Source organism: Tenacibaculum aquaeponti (genome assembly GCF_057221555.1).
Genome location: NZ_CM170147.1, coordinates 2,195,932 through 2,218,362, shown reverse-complemented (window position 1 = coordinate 2,218,362; position 22,431 = coordinate 2,195,932). Strand labels below are relative to the sequence as shown.

Genomic DNA, 22,431 nt, shown 5'->3' with positions numbered 1-22,431 from the left:
TTTAACCCCTATTTTTTTAGGGTATTAATATTAATTTAGCTAAAAATTATTAATAATGGCTACGATTAGATTTAATGCACTACAGGAAACAATGAATAGAAAACCTATTTTCGTTGAGGAAAAGGAAAGACGCTCTAAGTTGTATGCAGAATTTGTATTCGATGAGAGATCGATGTTACAATATATGACCAGTGAAGCTTATAAGAGTGTAAGTGAAGCTATAGAATTTGGATATAAAATTGATAGAAAAATTGCAGATCAAATAGCAGTGAGTATGAAAGAATGGGCTTTGTCTAAAGGAGCGACACATTATACGCATTGGTTTCAACCGTTAACAGGTTCTACAGCAGAAAAGCATGACGCTTTTTTTGAAACTGTAGGAGGAGGAAATGCAATGGAGTTATTTGATGGAGGAAAATTAGTACAGCAAGAACCAGACGCTTCTTCTTTTCCTCATGGAGGGATTCGAAATACATTTGAAGCTCGTGGTTATACAGCTTGGGATCCTACTTCTCCAGCATTTATATATGAAACAACTTTATGTATTCCAACAGTTTTTGTTGCCTATACAGGAGAGGCTTTAGATAATAAAACACCTTTATTAAGAGCGTTGCAAGCTGTTGATGACGCTGCAACTGCTGTTTGTAAATATTTTGATAAAAATGTAACTAAGGTTTCTGCTACTTTGGGTTGGGAGCAGGAGTATTTTTTAATTGATAAAGCTTTAGCAGCTTCTCGCCCTGATATTATGATGACAGGGAGAACTTTGCTAGGTCATGCATCAGCAAAAGGACAACAACTAGACGATCATTATTTTGGTTCAATTCCAACTCGTATTTTAAATTTCATGCGAGATTTAGAGCAAGAATGTATGTTACTTGGAATTCCAGTTAAGACTAGGCATAATGAAGTTGCGCCGAATCAGTTTGAGGTTGCGCCAATTTTTGAAGAAGCAAATCTAGCTGTTGATCATAATTCATTATTAATGGATTTGATGAAAAAGGTTTCTCAAAAACATAACTTTAAAGTCTTGTTTCATGAAAAACCTTTTAAAGGAATTAATGGGTCTGGAAAACATAATAACTGGAGTTTAAGTACAAATACAGGAGTTAATTTGTTGAGTCCTGGTAAAACACCAATGAAAAACCTTCAGTTTTTAACTTTTTTTGTAAACACAATTAAGGCAGTTTATGAGTATGAAGAGTTAATTAGGGCATCGATCGCAAGTGCAGGCAACGATCATCGATTAGGTGCAAATGAAGCGCCGCCAGCAATTATATCTGTATTTATTGGTTCTCAACTTTCTCAGGTTTTAGATGAATTGGAGAACGTAACCAAAGGAAAACTTTCTCCAAAGGAAAAAACAGATTTGAAGCTTAATATTATCGGTAAAATTCCAGAAATTTTATTGGACAATACAGATAGGAATAGAACATCACCATTCGCATTTACTGGAAATAAATTTGAATTAAGAGCTGTGGGTTCTTGGTCAAATTGTGCTGGACCAATGACCGTATTGAATACAATTATTGCAAAACAACTTAAAGATTTTAAAGTAGAAGTTGATAAGCTGGTAGATAGCAAAGGATTGAAAAAAGATGAAGCTGTATTTAATGTATTGCGTGAATATATTAAAGCTTCAAAAGATATTCGATTTGAAGGTGATGGCTATGGGGATGCTTGGGAGAAAGAAGCTAAGAAAAGAGGTTTAAGTAATCATAGAACTACACCAGAAGCTTTAAAGGCTAAAATTAGTGAAAAAAGTATTGCTGTTTTTGAAGAAATGAAGGTTATGAATCGAGTTGAATTAAAAGCACGTCATGAAATTGAGTTGGAAGAATATGCTAAGTTAATTCAAATAGAAAGTAGAGTTTTAGGTGATATTTCTAGAAATCATGTAATTCCAACTGTAATACAGTATCAAAATACATTAATAGAAAATGTAAAAGGATTAAAAGAGATTTTTGGTCAAGATTATAAAAAGTATGCTTCAGAACAAATCGATTTAATTAAAAGAATATCCAATCATATTGTTGAAATTAATTCAATGATTGAAGAGATGACTAATCAGCGAAAAAAAGCAAATCGATTATCGGGACAAAAAAATGCGGAAGCTTATTGTGGTAAAGTAAAACCATATTTAGAAGATATTCGTTACCATGTAGATAGGTTGGAGTTGTTAGTTGACGATAATTTATGGCCATTAACAAAATATAGAGAACTTTTATTTACAAGATAAATATCTGATTTAAGTTTGCATTTCGCTGCAATAATTTAACTTTGCATCCAACAACAACACAAAATAATGAGTCAAGAAGTTTCTAAAAGATATGCACAAAGAGGTGTTTCTGCATCTAAAGAAGATGTGCATAATGCGATTAAGAATATTGATAAAGGTTTATTTCCAAAAGCATTCTGTAAAATCGTACCAGATTATTTAACAAACGATGATGAGTATTGTTTAATTATGCATGCAGATGGTGCTGGAACAAAGTCGTCATTAGCATATATGTATTGGAAAGAAACTGGAGATGTTTCTGTATGGAAAGGTATTGCTCAAGATGCTTTAATCATGAATATCGATGATTTATTATGTGTTGGAGCTACAGATAATATTATGTTGTCTTCTACTATTGGTAGAAATAAAAATTTAATTCCAGGTGAAGTTTTATCGGCAATTATAAACGGAACAGAAGAATTAATTGCTGAGTTAAAAGAATTTGGAGTAACGATTCATTCAACAGGTGGTGAAACTGCTGATGTTGGAGATTTAGTACGAACAATTATCGTAGATTCTACTGTAACTGCTCGTATGAAGCGTGAAGATGTAATTGATAATGCAAATATCCAAGCTGGAGATGTAATTGTTGGTTTGTCTTCTTTCGGAAAAGCGTCTTATGAAAAGGAGTACAATGGAGGAATGGGGAGTAACGGATTAACTTCTGCTCGTCATGATGTTTTCAATAATTATTTAGCTGAAAAATATCCAGAGAGTTTTGATGCTGCTGTGCCTTCTGATTTAGTGTATTCTGGAAATGTTAAGCTTACCGATGAAGTTGAAAATTCACCAATTGATGCTGGTAAATTAGTGCTTTCTCCAACAAGAACATATGCGCCAATTATAAAAGAAATTTTATCAAAATATAAATCAGACTCAATTCACGGAATGATTCATTGTTCTGGTGGAGCGCAAACAAAAATTTTACACTTTGTAGATCATCTTCATATTGTAAAAGATAATATGTTCGAAATTCCACCATTATTTAAATTGATACAAGAACAATCAAAAACAGATTGGAAAGAAATGTATCAAGTATTTAACTGCGGACATAGAATGGAGCTTTACGTTAAACCTGAAGTTGCCGAAGAAATTATCGAAATTTCGAAATCTTTCAATGTAGATGCTCAAATTATTGGTAGAGTAGAAGCTTCAGAAAATAAGAAGCTTACTATTAAAAGTGAATTTGGAACTTTTGAGTATTAAAATATTTTTATCCAGAGATAGTTACTATCTCTGGATTTATTTTTTTACTTAATTCTTATAGATACATTCCAAAAACCGTCATTATCACCAGACCAAGGATCGTTATTCGCTAACTGTAAAACAGTGTCAGTAGCTGCCGTAATTTGACCAGATGACCCGATATATTGAGGTAAACTTCCTGCTTGTGCCACCAGACTATTTTTAACTTTTCCTGGTGCAGGGGCACTTCCATCAGCAACAGAATTATCTTCTCCTTCAGGACTAAAAGGCCAACTTCCAAAAGGGCCAAAAGAGATAATACCAGTAGCAGTAATGTAAGCAGTTTCTCCTTCTTTCATTTCAATACCTGTGCTTCTCCATCCTTGATCTTTACCTCTTATTTTTTCACGATGAACTTTACTGGATTCAAAGTTGTTTATGTTGTTTTGATTAATAATACCTGTTATACCATCTAACAGACCTGTAAAGGTTTTTAAACCTGAAATCCATTCTTTTGGAATAATTGGCATAGCTTGAATTGCTATTAAAATAGGTCTTATAATTTTGTAAATATTACCAATTTCTTTTATCATGTCTGCAGTTTCAACATTTTCTTTCAGTACCGCTGAAACACGTAAATTATCTTTTTGATCTATTATAGTTTTATTGATTTTTTCAAAAGTCATTTTATTCGTTTTTTTATATTTAATAGAATTACTTACCCTATTAAATCTTTATATTTAGAAAGTATTTTTTCAGTATCAGAATAATCTTTATTAATAAGGTTTAAGTAAAGTTGATAATATTCAGGATCTCTAGCTATAACATCTCTTACTAAGTTGTAGATTTTATTGTGTGCTCTATGCTCTTCTTTAATAATAGACCAAGGTAATTTTGCTAACCAGCTTATTGGGTTACTACGTTGTAATTTTGGAATATGTTTGATTAATGCTACAGCTACTGCATATTTTTTAGATTTTTCAAATCCTTGATACATTAAAAGAGTTGCAACTCGTAAAGAATGGCGATTAATTTCTGGTTTTTGCTGTCCAGGATAAAAGAATTCAAAAGTATTATTAATAGCTTCAACCTTTTCATTGTAGTTCTGTGTGGTTATTTCTACTTCCATTTTTTAAAGTTTAATTTATTTTTTTACTTTCTTAGTTTGATCAAATAGAATTTAGTTTGGAATAAAATTATTTAGAAAATGGAGTTTTTATATACTCATAAATAGGTAATTATGTGTTTTGTGGTGGCCTGTGTAAATAAAAAAAAACTCACTTTTATAGTGAGTTTTTTGTTATCAAGTTATGACTGATGAAGTGTTTAGGAAATCTAATTACACAAACCTTTGACTAGATTTATACTTTTTAGTATAATCCATGTTTTGTGGTTATAGTCTTTTGGTGAAAATTTGAAAAGAAGAAAATTCTTTTTATTCTTTTTACAGTAATTACTTTCTACAATTACATTTAACTTTAATGTAGTGTTGGTTGCAAATCTATCATAAGTATTAATTTCTCCTATGTATATAGTAGTTTCACCAATTATTTTGTTTTTTTGAATTTTAGCTGAAGCTTTATATTTTTTTAAATGTTTATTGTTTTCTATGTGATTTAATCCATCAAAGTATTTCTGTAAATTTATAGCTAATTCTTTTTCGGTAATTTTTCTGTCTAAGTTAATACTCCAAGCATAAACATAAGACCAAAAATTCGAGTGTTTTGGATTTCTCCATCCTTCAGGAGGAAACCTAACTTCTGCTATTCCTTCATAGTTTATATTTTTTGCAAAAGGAATAGGAAAAGGAAAAACTTCTTTTCCCCATGAAGTATCAAGTTTAAAAATGGATGTATAATTCTGTTTAGTTTCAATTTCTTTTAAACTATTCCATATAGGATTATTATAATCTTTTGGAGATATGTAAAAAGTAATAATAGATTCTTTAAATAATTTGTCGAAGAACTGTTTTCCTTGAATATTTACTGTAGTCATTTTACCGGTATGAAAACCATCAAAAAAAGTCATTGTTCCAAAAAAACCATTGCCTTTATTTTGAAAGATAACTTTAGGCTGAGGAAAATTTTTAGACCAATGATTTGGTTTCATTACTCCATCAAAATAATTTTTAAAGTTATTTTCTATTTCCTTTAAAGAAATTGTTTTTTCAGAATCAATTTTCCACCCCATTATTAAAGACCAAAATTCATCATTTTTTGGATCCGACCAATTTGGTGTAAAAATGAGTTCTTCAAATCCAGTAAGTTTTACTTTTGGAGCCCAATTAATAGGGAATTCAATAATTTCTGTTTTCCAATTTTTCTTGTTTTCAAAAATTTTTAATTGCTCTTTCTTTTGAGGAAAAAGAAGTGAAATTTGAAGTAAGAATAATAAAGTTAATATTGTCTTTCTCATAATTATAATTTTATGCTAACTTCAAATGCTAAAGCATCAGAAATAGCATAATCTTTTACTTTGCTGGTGTAATTTACATTCCATTTTCTTCGATCTATCTTAAAACGTGTATTCATTTCTTTTTTATCAAAATCAAAATTTGCTCTGAAATTAATTGGTTTTGTAATTCCTTTAAGTGTTAATTTTGCTTCAATTCTAGCCTTGCTTTTTTCTGAATACTCAACTTTAGTAATTACTAAACTTGTTAATGGGAATTTCTTCACATCAAAAAAATCAGGATCTTTTAAATGATCAATCAAATTATCTTTTCCTTCTTGTTCTTTAATATCATTATTAGTCATTGAATTCATATCAATAATAAATTCACCTCCAGTAATTTTATCTCCTTTTTTTATAAAAAAGCCTTCTTTAAATTTTATAAAACCATCGTGTTTTCCAAAATGAAATGTAAGTTCTCCAGTCCACTTAATTGTACTTTGTTCTGTGTTTATAGTTAATTTTTCTTGAGCTATACTTTTAGTTATTGTACTAAATAAAACACAAACAAATAGAATAATAATTTTTCTCATTGATTTAATTTTTAAAATTCTGAGTAAAACTATTTCGGTATCCCGTTAAAACTGTCAAACGATTGTAAAAGAAATGTAAAAAGTTGTCAATAAACCCTTAATTATAAACTATTATTACTTTAAGTGTTGTTTTTTATTCATTTCTGAAAATTGAAGAGAGTTATTCATCAAAATTTTCAATCTTCTGCTATGCAATCTTATATATAATAAAATGTTTCTATTTCGTGCTTAATTTTGTAAAAATCTATTTCAGTAATACGTTTTTTATTATTTGGTTGTTTTCTAAATTCTTTAAATATTGAAAAGTCATTTTTAATAACCATTGAATCGTTTGTTTTTTTTGTTTAAAAAGATGAATTCAACTTTAAAATTAATAAAACACAATAGAATTAATTTCCTACTAAAAAAATAGGTTTTTAATTTTGATTCAAAATTTTATTAGTTTTTTTACTGTGGTTTTAAGTGTGTTTTTAATATTAATATTGGCAATCTTTCTGGGTTTTTTTATTCAAACAGTAGTAGGGTTTGCGGGAGCATTAGTCGCTTTGCCAATTTTATTAATAGGTATGAGTTTGCAAGATGCAATTGCTTATTTAGCTTTATTCTATTTGTATTCTAGTATTATTTTAGTTTCTAAAGAATGGGAGAATATAGATAAATCAGTAATTCTTAAATTACTTTTAGCTACAATTATAGGCGTAGCTATAGGTATTTGGGTTTTACAATTCGGAAAGCCTTTTATTCTTAAAAAAATGCTCGGTGTTTTTATTTTATTGTATGTTATTTATACTACATTTCAGATAAAAAAAGAAGGAGTTAAAAACCCTAAACTTGGTTTTGTGTTTGGTTTGTTTGGTGGTTTTTTCTCTGGGTTGTTTTCTACAGGAGGACCCTTGTATGTTATGGTTGTAAAAAATGCTGTTGTAGATATGAAAGTTTTTAGAGCTACAATGATCGGTGTTTTAGCTTTAATTACAATTACCAGAGTTCCTATTCTATTTGTACAAGATATACTTACTGTGAATCATGTTTATGATTCGCTACTTGCTATTCCTGTCTTTTTATTAGCAACATTCTTAGGTAAGAAACTTTATTCTAAACTTAATGAAAAGGCTATGAAGAATATGGTTTTAAGTTTGCTTTTTATTTCAGGTATTGTTTTATTGATAAAGAGTTAAAACTATTTTATTTTATCAAAAACAAAATCAATAGCAAAATCATCATTAGCAACTTTAGCTTTTAATTGTTTGCCTTCTAACCAATAGGAAATTACTTTAGGAAATTCATTACTTGGATTTGTACAAGTAAATGAGTTTTTAGTTAGTTCAGTCATTTCAAATAATGTTGGATTTTGATTTACACCTGTTACTTGTAAGTATTTATTTCCCTTAAATTCAACGATTGATAAAATTTCTTTAAAAACAGTATCTTTTTCTTGAAGAGAATATCCAATTCCATTAAAATTTTGATTCCATATTTCAAAAGTTTCTTTAGAGCCTTCGTTATTAATGCGTTTCCACTTTCCTATCAGAAAGTCTGGATTAGTAACTTCTTGCTTACAAGAGATGATTAATACAAGAGATAAAATAAAAAAGAACTGTTTCATATCAAATATTTTTGGTCATAGGCTGATTTCCAGTATAACAAATTTAAAGAAAAGTCGTAAATTCGCACACCAACGAAAAGAATAATGCTAGATAAATTACAGATTGTTAAACAACGTTTCGATGAGGTATCAGATTTAATCATTCAACCGGATATTATTTCTGATCAAAAGCGTTACGTTCAGCTAAATAAGGAATATAAAGATTTAGGTAAAGTTGTAAAAAAAGCAGACGAATATCAAACGCTTTTAAACAATATAGATGAAGCTAAAGAAATCATTGCAGATGGAAGTGATGCAGAAATGGTTGAAATGGCTAAAATGGAGATGGATGAAGCTAAAGGAAGAATTCCAACTTTAGAAGAGGAAATTAAGTTTTTATTAATTCCTAAAGATCCTGAAGATAGTAAAAATGCTGTAGTTGAATTACGTGCTGGAACTGGAGGTGACGAAGCTAGTATTTTTGCTGGAGATTTATTTAGAATGTATTCTAAGTATTGTGAAGGTAAAGGATGGAATGTTTCCATAGTGGATTACAGCGAAGGAACAAATGGTGGATTTAAAGAAATTCAATTTGAAGTTTCTGGAGAAGATGTTTATGGTACCTTAAAGTTTGAAGCAGGTGTACATCGAGTTCAACGTGTACCTCAAACAGAAACTCAAGGTAGAGTTCATACTTCTGCTGCAACTTGTATGGTTTTCCCTGAAGCCGAAGAGTTTGATGTAGAAATTAATCCAAAAGATGTTCGTATTGATTTCTTCTGTTCTTCTGGTCCAGGTGGTCAATCTGTGAATACAACTTATTCTGCAGTTCGTTTAACGCATATTCCAACAGGGTTAGTTGCACAATGTCAGGATCAGAAATCTCAGCATAAAAACAAAGAAAAAGCATTTAAAGTATTACGTTCTCGTTTATATGACTTAGAGTTGGCAAAGAAACAAGCTGAGGATGCAGCTAAAAGAGGTTCTATGGTAACTTCTGGTGATCGTTCTGCTAAAATTAGAACGTATAATTATCCACAAGGTCGTGTTACAGATCATAGAATCGGATTAACACTTTACGATTTACAAAATATTGTAAATGGAGATATTCAAAAAATTATAGATGAGCTTATGCTTGCTGAAAATACTTCTAAATTAAAAGAATTAGGAGAAACAATTTAATAAAAGCGCAACCAAAAGGTTGCGTTTTTCGTTTACCAAACAATACTAATGAACTACAGTAGAGATAAAATCATTAACATTGCTTTTTATAATGTTGAAAATCTATTTGATACAATAGATGATCCATTAACTAATGATGATAAATTTACGCCATCAGGAATAAGAAAATGGACAAACAAGCGATATTTTAAAAAACTTCAAAAAATTAGCTATGTAATTTCCCAAATTGGAAAAGACTCTTCTAATGAAGCTCCAGCGATAGTTGGTTTAGTTGAGGTGGAAAACACTAAAGTATTAAATGATTTAATCCATCAAAAAAAATTGTTAGAATATGGCTACAGATATGTTCATTATGAATCAAAAGATGAACGTGGAATAGATACAGCTTTGCTTTACAGAGATCAATTTTTTGATCCTGTAAATAGCAGGAAAATTCAATTTGATTTTATTGATGAGAATGGAGAGAGAGATCATACAAGAGATGTATTATTAGTTTCTGGTTTCTTGAATGGTGAGTTAATTCATATAATCGTAAATCATTGGCCATCGAGAAGAGAAGGAGAAGAAATTACTAGACATAAAAGAATAAAAGCAGCAAAAGTTGTTCAAAACCTTATAAGTGAAATTAGAGAAGAAGATCAACAAGCCAAAATTATTATTATGGGTGATTTTAATGATAATCCATCTTCAGAAAGTATTAAAGATTATTTAGTTTCTGAAGATTTTTATAATCCAATGTTTAATCTTCACATTAAAGGATTAGGTTCTCTGACGTATAAAAAAGAATGGTTTTTATTCGATCAAATTATCGTTTCTAATAACTTGTTAGAAGATGAAGTAGAGCACAAGTTTATAGCAGCTAAAATATTTAATAAAAGATGGTTAAAAACTCATAAAGGTAAACATAAAGGAAGTCCTTTTAGAACTTATATAGGACCTTGGTATAAAGGAGGGTTTTCAGATCATTTTCCAATTTATGTAAGTTTTTTAAAAAAGTAACCTAAAAAATAGGAATAAAAAAACCAGCTGATAAAGCTGGTTTTTGTTTTATTTCTTTATTCTATTACTCCACTGTAACAGATTTTGCTAAGTTTCTAGGTTGATCGACATTTTTTCCTAACATTACCGCAATATGATATGATAATAATTGAAAAGGAATTGTCGTTAATAATGGAGTGAAAGCTTCCTCAGTTTCTGGAATTTCAATTACATGATCGGCTATTTCTTTAACTGTTTCATCTCCTTCGGTAACAATAGCTATAATTTTTCCGCTTCTCGATTTAATTTCCTGAATATTGCTAACTACTTTTTCGTAGTGACCTTTTCTTGTTGCAATTACAAAAACAGGCATGTTTTCATCTATTAAAGCAATAGGTCCATGTTTCATTTCAGCTGCCGGATAACCTTCTGCGTGGATGTAAGAAATTTCTTTAAGTTTTAACGCACCTTCTAAAGCAACGGGAAAATTAAATCCTCTTCCTAAGTATAAACAGTTAGTAGCATCTTTATAATGGTATGCTATTTCTTGAACCTCTTTATCTATTTTTAATAGTTTTTCAACTTGATTTGGAATCTGCTGCATTGTTTGTAAATATGTGTTTACAGCAGTTTTTGATAAAGTTCCTTTCGCTTGAGCTAACTTTAATGAAATTAAAGAAAGAAGTGTAATCTGAGTTGTAAATGCTTTTGTAGATGCAACTCCTATTTCAGGCCCAGCATGAGTATAAGCTCCAGCATGAGTCTCTCTAGCTATTGAAGAACCAACAACATTACAAATTCCAAATACGAAAGCTCCTTTAGATTTGGCAAGTTTAATTGCTGCTAATGTATCAGCTGTTTCTCCAGACTGAGAAATAGCAATAACAACATCTTTTGGAGTGATAATCGGATTCCTATATCTGAATTCAGAAGCATATTCTACTTCAACTGGAATTCTTGCCATATCTTCAAGAAGATATTCACCTACTAAACCTGCATGCCAAGAAGTACCACATGCTATTATAATAATTCTATCCGCATTTAAGAATTTAGAAATATTATCATCTACGCCAGCCATTTTTATGATGCCTTCATTCGCCAACATTCTACCTCTAAATGTATCTGTTATAGCTTTAGGCTGTTCGTAAATTTCTTTTAACATGAAGTGATCGTAGCCTCCTTTTTCAATTTGATCTAAATTCAATTTCAATTCTTGAATCTTTGGATCAACTGGTTTGTCATTGTCGATTTTACGAACACGTATTCCTCTACCTTTTTTTATAATTGCAAGTTCTCCGTCTTCTAGATAAACAGCATCTTTAGTAAATTCAATAAAAGGAGAGGCGTCAGAAGCAACAAAAAATTCTTCATTATTTTCTCCAACACCAATAGCTATTGGACTACCTAAACGAGCTACAACTAATTCGTTTGGTTTGGTTTTGTCGAAAACAGCAATGGCATATGCTCCAATAACATTAGTTAATGCTAATTGAACAGCTTTACCTAGTTTACAACCTTCTTTTCTTTTTACTTCCTCGATTAAGTTAACTAAAACTTCAGTATCTGTATCACTCTGAAATTCATAACCTCTTGATGTTAATTCTTTTTTTATGGTATCATAATTTTCGATAATACCGTTGTGTACAATTACTAGGTTTCCAGATTGAGAAAAATGAGGGTGTGAATTTATATCGTTAGGAACACCATGAGTTGCCCATCTTGTGTGTCCAATACCGATTTTACCTTTTTTTCTAGATTCATCATTGTTAGTAATGACTTCTAGGTCAGAAACCTTGCCTTTGGTTTTAGATAGGTTCATTTCCGAACCATTGTACATCATTATTCCTGCACTATCATAACCTCTATACTCAAGTCTCTTAAGTCCGTTAATTACTATAGGATAAGCATCTCGTTCCCCTATGTAACCAGTAATTCCACACATAATTTTTTAATTTTTTAATTAATTGTTGTCTTTTTCTTCAGTAAAAGAAATCGTTAATCTGGCTCTTTTCTCACCGTTACTAGTCGAGTTATTTAAAATTGTAACTCCTCTAGGGTTCCAGTTGTAAGTTTCTATATTAAGACTTCTAAGAATACCTGTGTTAGGATCAACAGCTAAATCAGTAGGTGTATTGAAAACTCGTAATACTAAAGGTGAGTTTTCTTGAAGCTCTCCAGAAATTAAATCAGAAACATAATCAGTTATTCCAAACGAATAATGACTAGGTTTAGAATCTTCCTTTTGTAAAGTACCTCCAAATAATACAGGTCCTTCAGTTATTGCATCTTTAATTTGCTCATCACCTTCTGAGGTTTCTCTATATAACAACATGCGTAAAGGAACTGAAGTAGTATCTCGAGTTGCGTCTATGTTAAAAGTTAATGTTGCGTCATTAACTAAAATGTTTCGATCTTTTAAATTTTGAAGTTCATTACCATTTAGAATATTTATTCTAGCCATGCTTCCTGCTGTACCTTGTATATTAAAACTATTAGCTGGAGGCGTGTTTTGAACTGGAGACATTGTGTATTTACTGTTTCTTACACGATCTAAAGGGAAAGAATAGTTCCTAGTTAAAGTATCTTTTAAACTAAGGGTTGTTTCTCCTTCTTTAATCTCATAACGAGTTATAGTGTAATAAAACTCAACTGAACCAGAGTTTGTGTTTCCTGTTAATTGGAAAGGAACCATTGCTCCTTCTGTAGCATTAGTTTCAACTTTAATGCCTTTGAAATAATTGTTGAAAGCAACAGAGTTTTCAAATTCAGGGCCACTAAAACGATCCCAAAACATTGTTTTCATTTTGTTTATATCTAAAGGAACTACTAAAAATGGGTTAGGAGCACTGCTAGGGTTACCGTTATTTAACTTTATTGTGTCATTAAAAGTTCCAGTAATATTACCCATAACATCACTAACATTCCTTGTTAAAACATACATTGTGTCGTTAGGATTAGGCGTAAATTCAAAGCCTAAGTCTTCATTTAAAACTTCAGTTCCTATATAGTTGTAATCTGATTGAAAACTATTTGTCTCTGTAGGATTACTTGGATTTAATGTGTTTAAAAATGTCTCATTTACGATTACAGATAAAGGCATTTTTTTTGTTGGATCACCTAAGACAGAATCTAATCTGAATTTAGGAAGATTATCAGAGTTTGTTCTGATGTTTGTTGCAGTGTATGGAAGCTTTAAAACAACTTTATCCAATTGAAAGAAAGAGTCTACTTTCCTTAAAGGGAATTCATCATCTACATCAACAGCACTTTGAACATCTACTGTTTTAGGGTTAGGTGTAGAAACACTTAATTGACTTACGAAAGATGAATTAATAGATTTATAATCACTATTGTTATAAACACCAAGCCAATACTCTCCTAAAGATCCTATTGAGATATTATCAGCTCTTACAGAATTAATATCTACTGGTGTAATTTCTACTTCAAGAGTAATTTTATCTGTGCTGAATTCGTTATTACTAATAACACTTCCTCCGATTTCTCTAAAATCTTTTTCACAAGACATTACTAATAAAAAGCTTATTAAAGCTAGAGATATATATGAAATCTTTTTCATTATTTAAATTTGATAAATTAAGAATCTTGAAGCTCTAATACATTTTCTTTGTAAAAATCTAAATAAGCCTCGGTTAAATACTCTTCAGGTTGATGATCAAGAACAGTAACGCCACTTTCAGATATGAATTGCTCTAAATCTTCAGAAAAATCAGAGCTACCTTTAATAATAGCGTCTGAATTTAAAATAGCATTTCTTAAAATGTTTTCTTGATTAGGAATTTGAAGATGAGATACTGTATCGTTATCAATTTTATCAAACTTTACTTTATCAATAAGTTTATTGTTTAATTCTCCAGGGAATTCATTACTGTATAAAGAAGTAACAATTTTACTTTCATTAAATAAAGGTTCTTCTCTATAAAATTCTTTTAAATAAAGAGGTAATAAAGAGGCCATCCATCCATGAACATGGATAATATCTGGAGCCCAATTTAATTTTTTTACAGTTTCAACAACACCTTTAGCAAAGAAAATCATTCTTTCGTCATTATCATCGAACAATTTATCATCTTCATCAGTATAAATAGCTTTACGTTTGAAATATTCATCATTGTCAATGAAGTATACTTGCATTCTTTCTTTAGGAATAGAAGCTACTTTTATGATTAATGGCATGTCCATATCATCGATAATAAGATTCATACCTGATAAACGAATTACTTCGTGTAGTTGGTGTCTTCTTTCATTGATTACCCCAAAACGAGGCATGAAAATTCGCGTTTGAACCCCCTTAGAATGTGCATATTTAGCAACATTAAACGCCGTAGATGATAATTCTGTTTCTGGCAAATACGGAATTACTTCCGAAGAAACGTATAAAATTCTCTTATCCTTCATTAAATCGAACTCTTTATAAAGCGGCAAAACTACGAAATTTTATGCTAAAATCCTGTTAAATTGCTAATTTTGCTCTTGTTCTAATAATTTTACACATGAAAATATTCAAGTCTAAATCAGATTTAAAAAGCTATATTTCACAAAAAAAACAAGAAGGAAATTCAATCGGATTTGTGCCTACAATGGGAGCGCTCCACAAAGGACATTTATCTTTGGTAAAGAGAGCGATACAGAAAAATGATATTACAATTGTGAGTATTTTTGTAAACCCTACACAATTTGACAAAAAAGAAGATTTAGATAATTACCCGAAAACGTTTGAGAAAGATGCTGAACTATTAGAAAGTGTAAATTGTGATGCTGTATTTGTGCCTGCTGTTAGTGAAATTTATGGGGATAATGTGAATTCTGAGCCTTTTGATTTTGATGGATTAGAACATCAAATGGAAGGGAAATTTAGAGATGGACATTTTGATGGTGTAGGAACTATCGTTAAAGCTTTGTTTGAAATCATAGAACCAAATGTTGCGTACTTTGGAAAGAAAGATTTTCAACAACTTCAAATCATTAAAAAAATGGTGGAGAAGTTAAATCTTCCGATCAAAATAAAAGGAATGCCAATTTTTAGAGAAAAAGATGGTTTAGCAATGAGTTCTAGAAATACAAGGTTAACTCCTGAACACAGAGAGGCTGCACCTTTTATTCATAAAACGTTAAAAAAAGCTAGAAAAAAAATTGGCACAAAAAATGTAACGGAAATAACGAAATGGGTAGAGAATCAATTTAAAAAACATCCACTTCTAGAATTAGAGTATTTTATTATAGCTGAAGAAAAAACTTTACAAACTGCTGAAAATTTTGATGCTACAAAAAGATACCGTGCATTTATTGCCGTATTTGCTGGAGAAATTAGATTGATAGACAATGTCCGATTCAAAAACAATTAAAATAATTAAAGAATAAATTCCTTAAAAACAGTATTTTTGTCGCATGTTAGTACAAGTTGTAAAATCTAAAATTCACCGAGTTAAAGTAACAGGTGCAGATTTAAATTATATCGGGAGCATCACTATAGATGAAGATTTAATGGATGCCGCTGGAATTATAGAAGGAGAAAGAGTTCAAATCGTAAACAATAATAACGGAGAGCGTTTAGAAACTTACGCTATTCCAGGACCAAGAAAAAGTGGTGAAATCACATTAAATGGAGCAGCTGCTAGAAGAGTTCAAAAAGGAGATATTCTAATTCTAATAGTTTATGGATTCTTAGAGTTAGAAGAAGCAAAAAAGTTTAAACCTCAATTAGTATTTCCCAATGAGGAAACAAATTTATTAGAGTAGTTTGAGTACTTCACAAAAGAAAATTTTAAAAATAATTTTACCTCTCATTTTGGGAGGTATTTTAGTATGGTATTCTTTGTCGGGAATGGATAAAGAAAAAATGATAGGTTATATAAAATCAGCTAATTATGGTTGGATTGTATTAGGGTTGTTTTTTGGAGTTTTAAGTCATTTGTCTAGAGCCTATCGTTGGAAGTTTTTGTTACAGCCAATGGGGTATAAACCAGATTTCGGAAACAGTACCATGGCAGTTATTATTGCTTATTTGGTAAATTTAGCCGTACCAAGAGCTGGTGAAGTTTCTCGTGCTTTAGTCATGACAAATTACGAAGATATACCTTTTGAAAAAGGATTTGGAACTATCGTTGCAGAACGAATGGCAGATTTATTAATGATGCTCATAGTTATTGCAATCACTTTATTTGTTCAATTTGATTTCATTTACAATTTATTAACGAAGAACTTTAATCCAATTAAAATTATTATTCTTTTAGCCGGACTAATTGTTGGTTTTTTAATTTTTACTAGATATGTAAAGAAAGCAAACTCAGGAATTGGATTAAAAATCAAAAACTTTGTCAACGGATTAATAGAAGGCGCTACTAGTATTTTCAAGATGAAAAATAAATGGGCATTTATTTTTCATACTGTATTTATCTGGGTAATGTATGTTGCAATGTTTTGGATAACCATTCCTTCAATAGAGGGCTTACAAGTTCCTTTTGGAGCAGTTTTAATCGGTTTTATTGCAGGTGGATTTAGCATTGCAGCTACCAATGGAGGAATAGGATTATATCCTATAGCTGTAGCTGGTGCATTTATGTTATTTGGTGTTGAAAAAGATCCTAGTGAAGCTTTCGGTTGGATAATGTGGACTGCACAGACTTTAATGATTGTAGTATTTGGCGGACTAGCTTTTTTATTATTACCTATTTATAACAAAGCAAAATAGTTTTTTATAAGAAGTTTATTACTAATTACATGAGTCCTTGTTAAGGAATAATAAATGTATTAGTTTTGATATTGTTCAAGTATAATCGATTTCATGCCAAAAACAAAAACAACTTTTTTCTGTCAGAATTGTGGAGCGCAACACGCGCAATGGGTAGGACAATGTCCGAATTGTAAACAATGGAATACAGTTGTAGAAGAAGTAATCCAAAAGGAAGAAAAAAGAAACTGGAAAACTCCTTCAAATACACAAAAAGTTGTTTCTAAACCTAGAAGAATTCAAGAAATTGAATTGAATACAGAAGAGCGAATTATTACTCGAAACAATGAGTTAGATGTAGTTTTAGGTGGCGGATTAGTAAAAGGTTCTATCACGTTATTAGGAGGTGAACCAGGAATTGGTAAATCAACATTACTACTACAAGTTGCTTTACAAATTCCGCAGAAGGTATTGTATGTTTCTGGAGAAGAAAGTCAATCGCAAATTAAAATGCGAGCTGAGCGTTTGCAAAATGAAGATTCAAATTGCTTGATTTTAACAGAAACAAATACACAACAAATCTTCAGAAATGTTGAAGAAGTTCAACCTGATGTTTTAGTCATAGATTCTATCCAAACATTATACACGAATAATATTGAAGCTTCACCGGGAAGTATTTCTCAAATTAAAGAAACTTCAGCTGAGTTGATCAAATTTGCAAAAGAAACAAATACACCAGTTCTATTAATCGGACACATTAATAAAGACGGAAATATAGCGGGACCAAAAATCTTAGAACATATGGTAGATGTTGTACTTCAGTTTGAAGGAGACAGAAATCATACCTATAGAATTTTACGTTCTCAAAAAAATAGATTTGGTTCTACAGCAGAATTAGGAATTTATGAAATGTTATCAGACGGTTTACGTGAAGTTAAAAATCCGTCAGAGATTTTAATTTCAGAAAAAGACACTGATTTAAGTGGAACAGCAATTGCTTCAACTTTAGAAGGTGTTCGTCCGTTAATGATAGAAATTCAAGCTTTAGTAAGTACTGCAGTTTATGGAACTCCACAAAGATCTACTACGGGTTATAATTTAAAACGTTTACACATGATTCTGGCTGTTTTAGAAAAAAGAGCTGGATTTAAACTTGGTGCAAAAGATGTGTTTTTAAACGTAACTGGAGGTATTTATATCGACGATCCTGCAATAGATTTAGCTGTTGTGGCGGCAATTCTTTCTTCAAATCAAGATATTGCAATTAATCCAGATGTATGTTTCGCTGCAGAAGTAGGTTTAGCAGGAGAAATTCGTCCTGTTTCTAAAATCGATCAACGTATAGTTGAAGCAGAAAAGCTAGGGTATAAAACATTTGTAACTTCAAAATACAATAAGATTACATCTAAAAATCATTCGATTAAACTCATTTTAGTGGGTAAGATAGAAGACGCTTTTGCTACATTGTTTGCATAATTTTTTTACTTTGTTGAAACCCTTTATTTTTTTCTTCGTTATTAAGGGTAAATCAACCTAATCGAATACGTGTCTAAACAAATCGACATATTAATATATCAATGTAAAAGAGGCAATAGAAAAGCCCAAATGCATATTTATGATAAGTATTGTAATGCCATGTTTACTGTTGCATGCAGATACTTGTCAGATGAAGAAGCTAAAGAAGCTGTGCAAGAAGGATTTCTAAAAGCGTTTTTAAATATTCAAACATTTAAAAAAGACAAAACTTTTGGAGCTTGGTTAAAGCGAATAATTATCAATCAATGTATTGATCAATTAAAAAAGAAAAAAATAGAAACAAGTTCTATTGAACAGGTTCAATTAGAAATTGTTGATGATGAAGATTGGTTGTTTGATACGCAAATTACAAAACAAGAAATTTTACAAGCAATAGATCAATTGAGTGAAAAATATCAATTGGTAGTGAAATTATATCTGTTAGAAGGTTACGATCATTCTGAAATTTCTCAAATTTTAGGAATCGAAGTGAAAACTTCTCGAACACAATTGAGAAGAGGTAAATTACAGTTAAGAGAATTATTAAAAAAGCATTTCAATGAAACGAGATATTAGAGAACTTTTTAAAGAAGATGAACTCGAAAAAGAGTTGCCTGAAAATCATAGAATTGAATTTTTAGAAAAACTTAAAGTAACTAACGAAAAGAGAAAATTTCCTTTCAAAAAAATCATTGGCTTCGTGGCTTCGCTAGTTGTTTTAATTTCTGTGTATCTGTTTCTTCCAAAGAATAAAATTGATGAGAAAAATCAGCAATTATTATTACATGTTCAGCAAATAGAAACAGAATATTTAAAGAATATTAATACAGAATGGAATAATTTCTTAGAGCTAACAAATGACGAAAAGTTGATAGAGAAATACGATGAGAAATTAAAGGAATTATCAGCAGATTATAAAGTGTTGTCATCTAAGTTGAATGAAAACCCCAATGATATTAATGTGTTAGAAGCTTTAATATCAAATCTTCAAAAAAGATTACAAACATTAAAAGATATTCAAGAGCATATAAAAAGTTTAAAACAAAAAAAAGTTACCTATGAAACGATTGTTATTTAGTTTGATTTTTCTGAGCAGTTTTGTGTATGCTCAAAAGGAAATAGTTTTCGATAAAAGTATTAATGTAGAGAATTTTAAAAGTTTGGATTTACATTTTGAGAATATAGCTTTAGATATCAGAAAATCTAAGGATGAAAAAGTGCATTTAGATTTTAAATTAGAATTAGATAATTTTTCAGAAAAGGAGAAAGAAGCATTTATTAATCAAATAAAATTCGAACAAAATATTTTCAATGATAAATTATCATTTTCAATTAAGAGTAAGGAAGAAATTGCTAAAAGACAAATGTTTTCAGATGAAAGAATTACTGGGGGAGATTTGTCAAAACTCTTGCACTCAACAATGAAAAAATACGTCAAGTTTAATGCAAAAAGAAAAACTAAAATTGAAATTATTAAAGGGCACAATGGTTTTTTTAAACAGTATTCAGAATACTATAAATTAAGAGAGAAACTAGCGAAATCAAAAAAAGTAAAGTATTTAAAAAGTTTTTTTACCATATATATTCCTGAAAATTTGTTGGGTAATTTAAATATAACAGCAAAAGAATGCAGGTTTAATTTTGGTGAATTAGAGTTGAAAAACTTGAATTTGTTTACTGATGGTGGATATTTAAACATATCGAAATTAACTAAATCTAAGATTACCTGTTGGAATGGAAGTGTGTTTTTAGGAGAAGTTGATAGTAGTATTATTATAGGAAGGAGTACAACAAATATTTTAATTGGGGGAATTGCTAATTCGAATTTAATTGCTGAGTATACAAAAGTTGAAATAGGAGAAGTTGGAGAGTATAATGATATTAAAGATTTTAATAGTAGAGTGTACTTGTACAATTTCGCAGATCGTTTTAAAAAGTTCAATTTTAAAGGAGAATATTCTGAAGTTTATTTTTTTGAACCAAAATTAGAGTATACAATGCTTTGTTATGGTCACGATGCTACTTATTTTTTTGATACAGATACAATTGTAAGTCAGCCTTCTAAAGCAGGTAAAAAGAGTAAAATGATGGAAAAAAGAATAAAAAATATAAAAGAATCTACTGGAGATATTCAATTTGATATTGTGCATACGAAATTTCATTATCCAACATCATTAAATGTGAAAAATAAATAAATATGAAGAAGCTGTTAAAGTTATTATTATTGTTGGGTTTTACGTGTCAAATTCAAGCCCAAAAATCAAAAAATGATTTAAAATTAATTTCTGAATATGGTTCAGAAAATAAAGAATTAAACGATATTTTAAGATTCGAAGGAATTAATTATTTAAAACTAAAATTTGTAGGTAAAGAGCTTACAAATAAAAGCTATAAATTGTATGTAAAAGAAATCTGGGATGGGAAAATTGTTAATGATGCTGTAGTGTTTAACAGTGAGAAAATAGGGGTAAAAAGATTACAAAAAGTAAATGATTCTGTTTTAAAACTTAAAGTGATTTCAAAGTTAACTTCTAAAAAGAAATTAAAACTAAATTTTAAGTTTCCAAGATTTGGAATAACCAAAGAGTATAAAGCTATAGATTCTGATTTATATAGTTTAAGAAACATGGTTGATGAAAGTAAAATGGAAATCAGCTATAATAAAAAGTTTTATTTACTAGCTTATATTCTGCCTTATGAAAGATCAGACGGATCTAAATCTTGGTGTGAAGTTGGAACAAACGGGAAAGATATTGAGAACTGGGGGAAGAAGTTTGGAATAAAACATTATCTCATTTTTGAAATGAAATTCGAATAAATTTCTAACCTTGACTTTAAATAAAATCAAGGTTAGAAAAGTTTTTATTTAAAACTTTAGCATTGTCAATCGCTAACCATTTATCTAAAATTGTGGCATACACTTCTCTAAAGTCTACAGTGTATTTTAAATCTCCATTATCGTCCAAATCACCCAAATTAGGAAGATTATTGTACATCCCGTTTTTCTTTAAGTTTTTTCCAATCACAAATACATTATTTGCAGTTCCATGATCGGTTCCGTTAGAGCCATTTTGTTTTACACGTCTACCAAATTCAGAGAACGTAAGAATTAATGTATCATCAAATGTATTGTTACGTTTTAAATCTTTTACAAAAGTATCAATACTTTCAGCATACACTTTTAATAATCGCGCTTGTCTATTTTTTTGATTCGCATGCGTGTCAAATCCAGTTAAACCAGCGTAGTAAATTTGTGTATCTATTCCAGAAGAAATAAACTCAGAAATTGTTTTTAACTGCTTTCCGAATGCATTTTTAGGATAATCTACAGAAGACGATTGTGTTTTTGTTTTTTCATAAATATATGAAGCCGAAGATTTAGCGTCAATCATAGTATTATACAAATAGCCTAAATTGTGCTCACTTAAATGTTTGTCATTTGTATAATTATTGAAAACATTATCAAAAAAAGGCTGGTTTAACAAACGATGAAATAACTTCGGATTTGTAATTGCCAGTCCGTTTTGATGATTTCCTTTCAACAGTAAAGAAAGACTTTCATCTACTTCTATAGCACGATATGGTTTTGAGTTTGTAACATCTAAAAAACGACCAACCCAACCCGACTGTAAATATTCATTACTATCACTAGCCGTTTGCCAAATATCTGTTGACCTAAAATGTGATCGATTCGGATTTGGATAGCCTACATTATTAATAATCGATATATGTCCATCATCAAATAAACTTTGTAAAGGAGCTAAACTCGGATGAAAACCTACTTCACCATTCAATTGTAATAATTGATTTTTCTGAAGTGCAATGTTTCCTCTGTTTTGATAGTAAAGATCATTTCTAAACGGAACAATAGTGTTTAATCCATCATTTCCGCCTTTCAATTGAATAATAACTACTTTTTTGTAAGAATTCACTTTAGAAAGTGTCGTTTCAAAAGCTTTTAAAAACTGAGGTACTAAAAAAGCTCCACCTGTAACTAGCGATGTTCTTTTAATAAAATTTCTTCTTTTCATGATCT

The 22,431-nt window shown here is 30.1% G+C and carries 22 protein-coding genes; 13 read left to right on the top strand and 9 right to left on the bottom strand.

The annotated features are described in order from the left end of the window. Positions 1-55 precede the first annotated feature (55 nt). Together AC2TEO_RS09980 and AC2TEO_RS09975 are read left to right on the top strand one after the other, a co-directional pair. On the top strand, positions 56-2,239 hold the full coding sequence (locus AC2TEO_RS09980) for a glutamine synthetase III family protein (RefSeq protein WP_442264678.1): 2,184 nt from the start codon (positions 56-58) through the stop codon (positions 2,237-2,239). Between the two features lie 66 nt (positions 2,240-2,305). After that, complete coding sequence (locus AC2TEO_RS09975) at positions 2,306-3,484, top strand: AIR synthase related protein (protein WP_442264677.1); 1,179 nt, start codon at positions 2,306-2,308, stop codon at positions 3,482-3,484. A 44-nt stretch (positions 3,485-3,528) separates the two neighbouring features. Here the strand turns inward: AC2TEO_RS09975 and AC2TEO_RS09970 are convergent, their stop codons facing one another. The 4 genes from AC2TEO_RS09970 to AC2TEO_RS09955 all read right to left on the bottom strand — a co-directional run bounded on the left by AC2TEO_RS09970 (position 3,529) and on the right by AC2TEO_RS09955 (position 6,447). Continuing rightward, positions 3,529-4,149, bottom strand: coding sequence for a hypothetical protein (locus AC2TEO_RS09970; RefSeq protein ID WP_442264676.1), 621 nt, complete (start codon positions 4,147-4,149; stop codon positions 3,529-3,531). Positions 4,150-4,181: 32 nt separating this feature from the next. After that, the gene (locus AC2TEO_RS09965; protein ID WP_442264675.1) at positions 4,182-4,592 is read right to left on the bottom strand and encodes a hypothetical protein; all 411 of its coding nucleotides are present in this window, start codon (positions 4,590-4,592) and stop codon (positions 4,182-4,184) included. Positions 4,593-4,798: 206 nt separating this feature from the next. Then, positions 4,799-5,878, bottom strand: a complete 1,080-nt coding sequence (locus AC2TEO_RS09960) for a hypothetical protein (protein WP_442264674.1) — start codon at positions 5,876-5,878, stop codon at positions 4,799-4,801. Between the two features lie 2 nt (positions 5,879-5,880). Further along, positions 5,881-6,447, bottom strand: coding sequence for a YceI family protein (locus AC2TEO_RS09955; protein ID WP_442264673.1), 567 nt, complete (start codon positions 6,445-6,447; stop codon positions 5,881-5,883). Positions 6,448-6,929: 482 nt separating this feature from the next. Here AC2TEO_RS09955 and AC2TEO_RS09950 point away from each other — a divergent pair, with 482 nt between their 5' ends. Beyond that, positions 6,930-7,625, top strand: a complete 696-nt coding sequence (locus AC2TEO_RS09950; RefSeq protein WP_442264672.1) for a sulfite exporter TauE/SafE family protein — start codon at positions 6,930-6,932, stop codon at positions 7,623-7,625. Positions 7,626-7,627: 2 nt separating this feature from the next. Here AC2TEO_RS09950 and AC2TEO_RS09945 read toward each other — a convergent pair whose 3' ends face one another. Then, positions 7,628-8,053, bottom strand: a complete 426-nt coding sequence (locus tag AC2TEO_RS09945) for a DUF6265 family protein (RefSeq protein ID WP_442264671.1) — start codon at positions 8,051-8,053, stop codon at positions 7,628-7,630. Positions 8,054-8,137: 84 nt separating this feature from the next. On the opposite strand from AC2TEO_RS09945, the gene prfA reads away from it, so the two are divergent. Together prfA and AC2TEO_RS09935 are read left to right on the top strand one after the other, a co-directional pair. Continuing rightward, positions 8,138-9,214, top strand: coding sequence for a peptide chain release factor 1 (gene prfA, locus AC2TEO_RS09940; RefSeq protein WP_442264670.1), 1,077 nt, complete (start codon positions 8,138-8,140; stop codon positions 9,212-9,214). A 48-nt stretch (positions 9,215-9,262) separates the two neighbouring features. Further along, complete coding sequence (locus AC2TEO_RS09935) at positions 9,263-10,213, top strand: endonuclease/exonuclease/phosphatase family protein (protein WP_442264669.1); 951 nt, start codon at positions 9,263-9,265, stop codon at positions 10,211-10,213. 64 nt (positions 10,214-10,277) lie between these two features. Here AC2TEO_RS09935 and glmS read toward each other — a convergent pair whose 3' ends face one another. Genes glmS through AC2TEO_RS09920 form a run of 3 tightly spaced genes read right to left on the bottom strand, consistent with a single transcriptional unit; the run spans position 10,278 to position 14,608 of the window. Beyond that, on the bottom strand, positions 10,278-12,134 hold the full coding sequence (glmS, locus tag AC2TEO_RS09930; RefSeq protein ID WP_442264668.1) for a glutamine--fructose-6-phosphate transaminase (isomerizing): 1,857 nt from the start codon (positions 12,132-12,134) through the stop codon (positions 10,278-10,280). An 18-nt stretch (positions 12,135-12,152) separates the two neighbouring features. Continuing rightward, positions 12,153-13,769, bottom strand: coding sequence for a DUF4270 family protein (locus AC2TEO_RS09925; protein WP_442264667.1), 1,617 nt, complete (start codon positions 13,767-13,769; stop codon positions 12,153-12,155). A 17-nt stretch (positions 13,770-13,786) separates the two neighbouring features. Then, positions 13,787-14,608, bottom strand: coding sequence for a glycogen/starch synthase (locus AC2TEO_RS09920; RefSeq protein ID WP_442267757.1), 822 nt, complete (start codon positions 14,606-14,608; stop codon positions 13,787-13,789). A gap of 95 nt (positions 14,609-14,703) precedes the next feature. Here AC2TEO_RS09920 and panC point away from each other — a divergent pair, with 95 nt between their 5' ends. The 8 genes from panC to AC2TEO_RS09880 all read left to right on the top strand — a co-directional run bounded on the left by panC (position 14,704) and on the right by AC2TEO_RS09880 (position 21,213). Further along, entirely contained in the window at positions 14,704-15,555 is an 852-nt protein-coding gene (gene panC, locus AC2TEO_RS09915) for a pantoate--beta-alanine ligase (RefSeq protein ID WP_442264666.1), read from the top strand. 43 nt (positions 15,556-15,598) lie between these two features. Beyond that, on the top strand, positions 15,599-15,949 hold the full coding sequence (gene panD / locus AC2TEO_RS09910; protein ID WP_299626280.1) for an aspartate 1-decarboxylase: 351 nt from the start codon (positions 15,599-15,601) through the stop codon (positions 15,947-15,949). Position 15,950: 1 nt separating this feature from the next. Continuing rightward, complete coding sequence (locus AC2TEO_RS09905; protein WP_442264665.1) at positions 15,951-16,901, top strand: lysylphosphatidylglycerol synthase transmembrane domain-containing protein; 951 nt, start codon at positions 15,951-15,953, stop codon at positions 16,899-16,901. A gap of 93 nt (positions 16,902-16,994) precedes the next feature. Further along, complete coding sequence (gene radA, locus AC2TEO_RS09900) at positions 16,995-18,356, top strand: DNA repair protein RadA (protein WP_095068911.1); 1,362 nt, start codon at positions 16,995-16,997, stop codon at positions 18,354-18,356. A 69-nt stretch (positions 18,357-18,425) separates the two neighbouring features. After that, positions 18,426-18,971: an RNA polymerase sigma factor gene (locus tag AC2TEO_RS09895; protein WP_442264664.1), complete on the top strand. Its 546-nt coding sequence runs from the start codon at positions 18,426-18,428 to the stop codon at positions 18,969-18,971. Next, on the top strand, positions 18,955-19,473 hold the full coding sequence (locus AC2TEO_RS09890; RefSeq protein WP_442264663.1) for a CHASE3 domain-containing protein: 519 nt from the start codon (positions 18,955-18,957) through the stop codon (positions 19,471-19,473). The genes AC2TEO_RS09895 and AC2TEO_RS09890 overlap by 17 nt, the downstream gene beginning before the upstream one ends. Continuing rightward, complete coding sequence (locus AC2TEO_RS09885) at positions 19,454-20,590, top strand: hypothetical protein (protein ID WP_442264662.1); 1,137 nt, start codon at positions 19,454-19,456, stop codon at positions 20,588-20,590. Before AC2TEO_RS09890 ends, AC2TEO_RS09885 begins: the two co-directional genes overlap by 20 nt. Positions 20,591-20,592: 2 nt before the next feature. Then, positions 20,593-21,213: a hypothetical protein gene (locus tag AC2TEO_RS09880; protein WP_442264661.1), complete on the top strand. Its 621-nt coding sequence runs from the start codon at positions 20,593-20,595 to the stop codon at positions 21,211-21,213. A gap of 16 nt (positions 21,214-21,229) precedes the next feature. Here the strand turns inward: AC2TEO_RS09880 and AC2TEO_RS09875 are convergent, their stop codons facing one another. After that, entirely contained in the window at positions 21,230-22,426 is a 1,197-nt protein-coding gene (locus AC2TEO_RS09875) for a DUF1501 domain-containing protein (RefSeq protein WP_442264660.1), read from the bottom strand. Between the last annotated feature and the right edge of the window lie 5 nt (positions 22,427-22,431).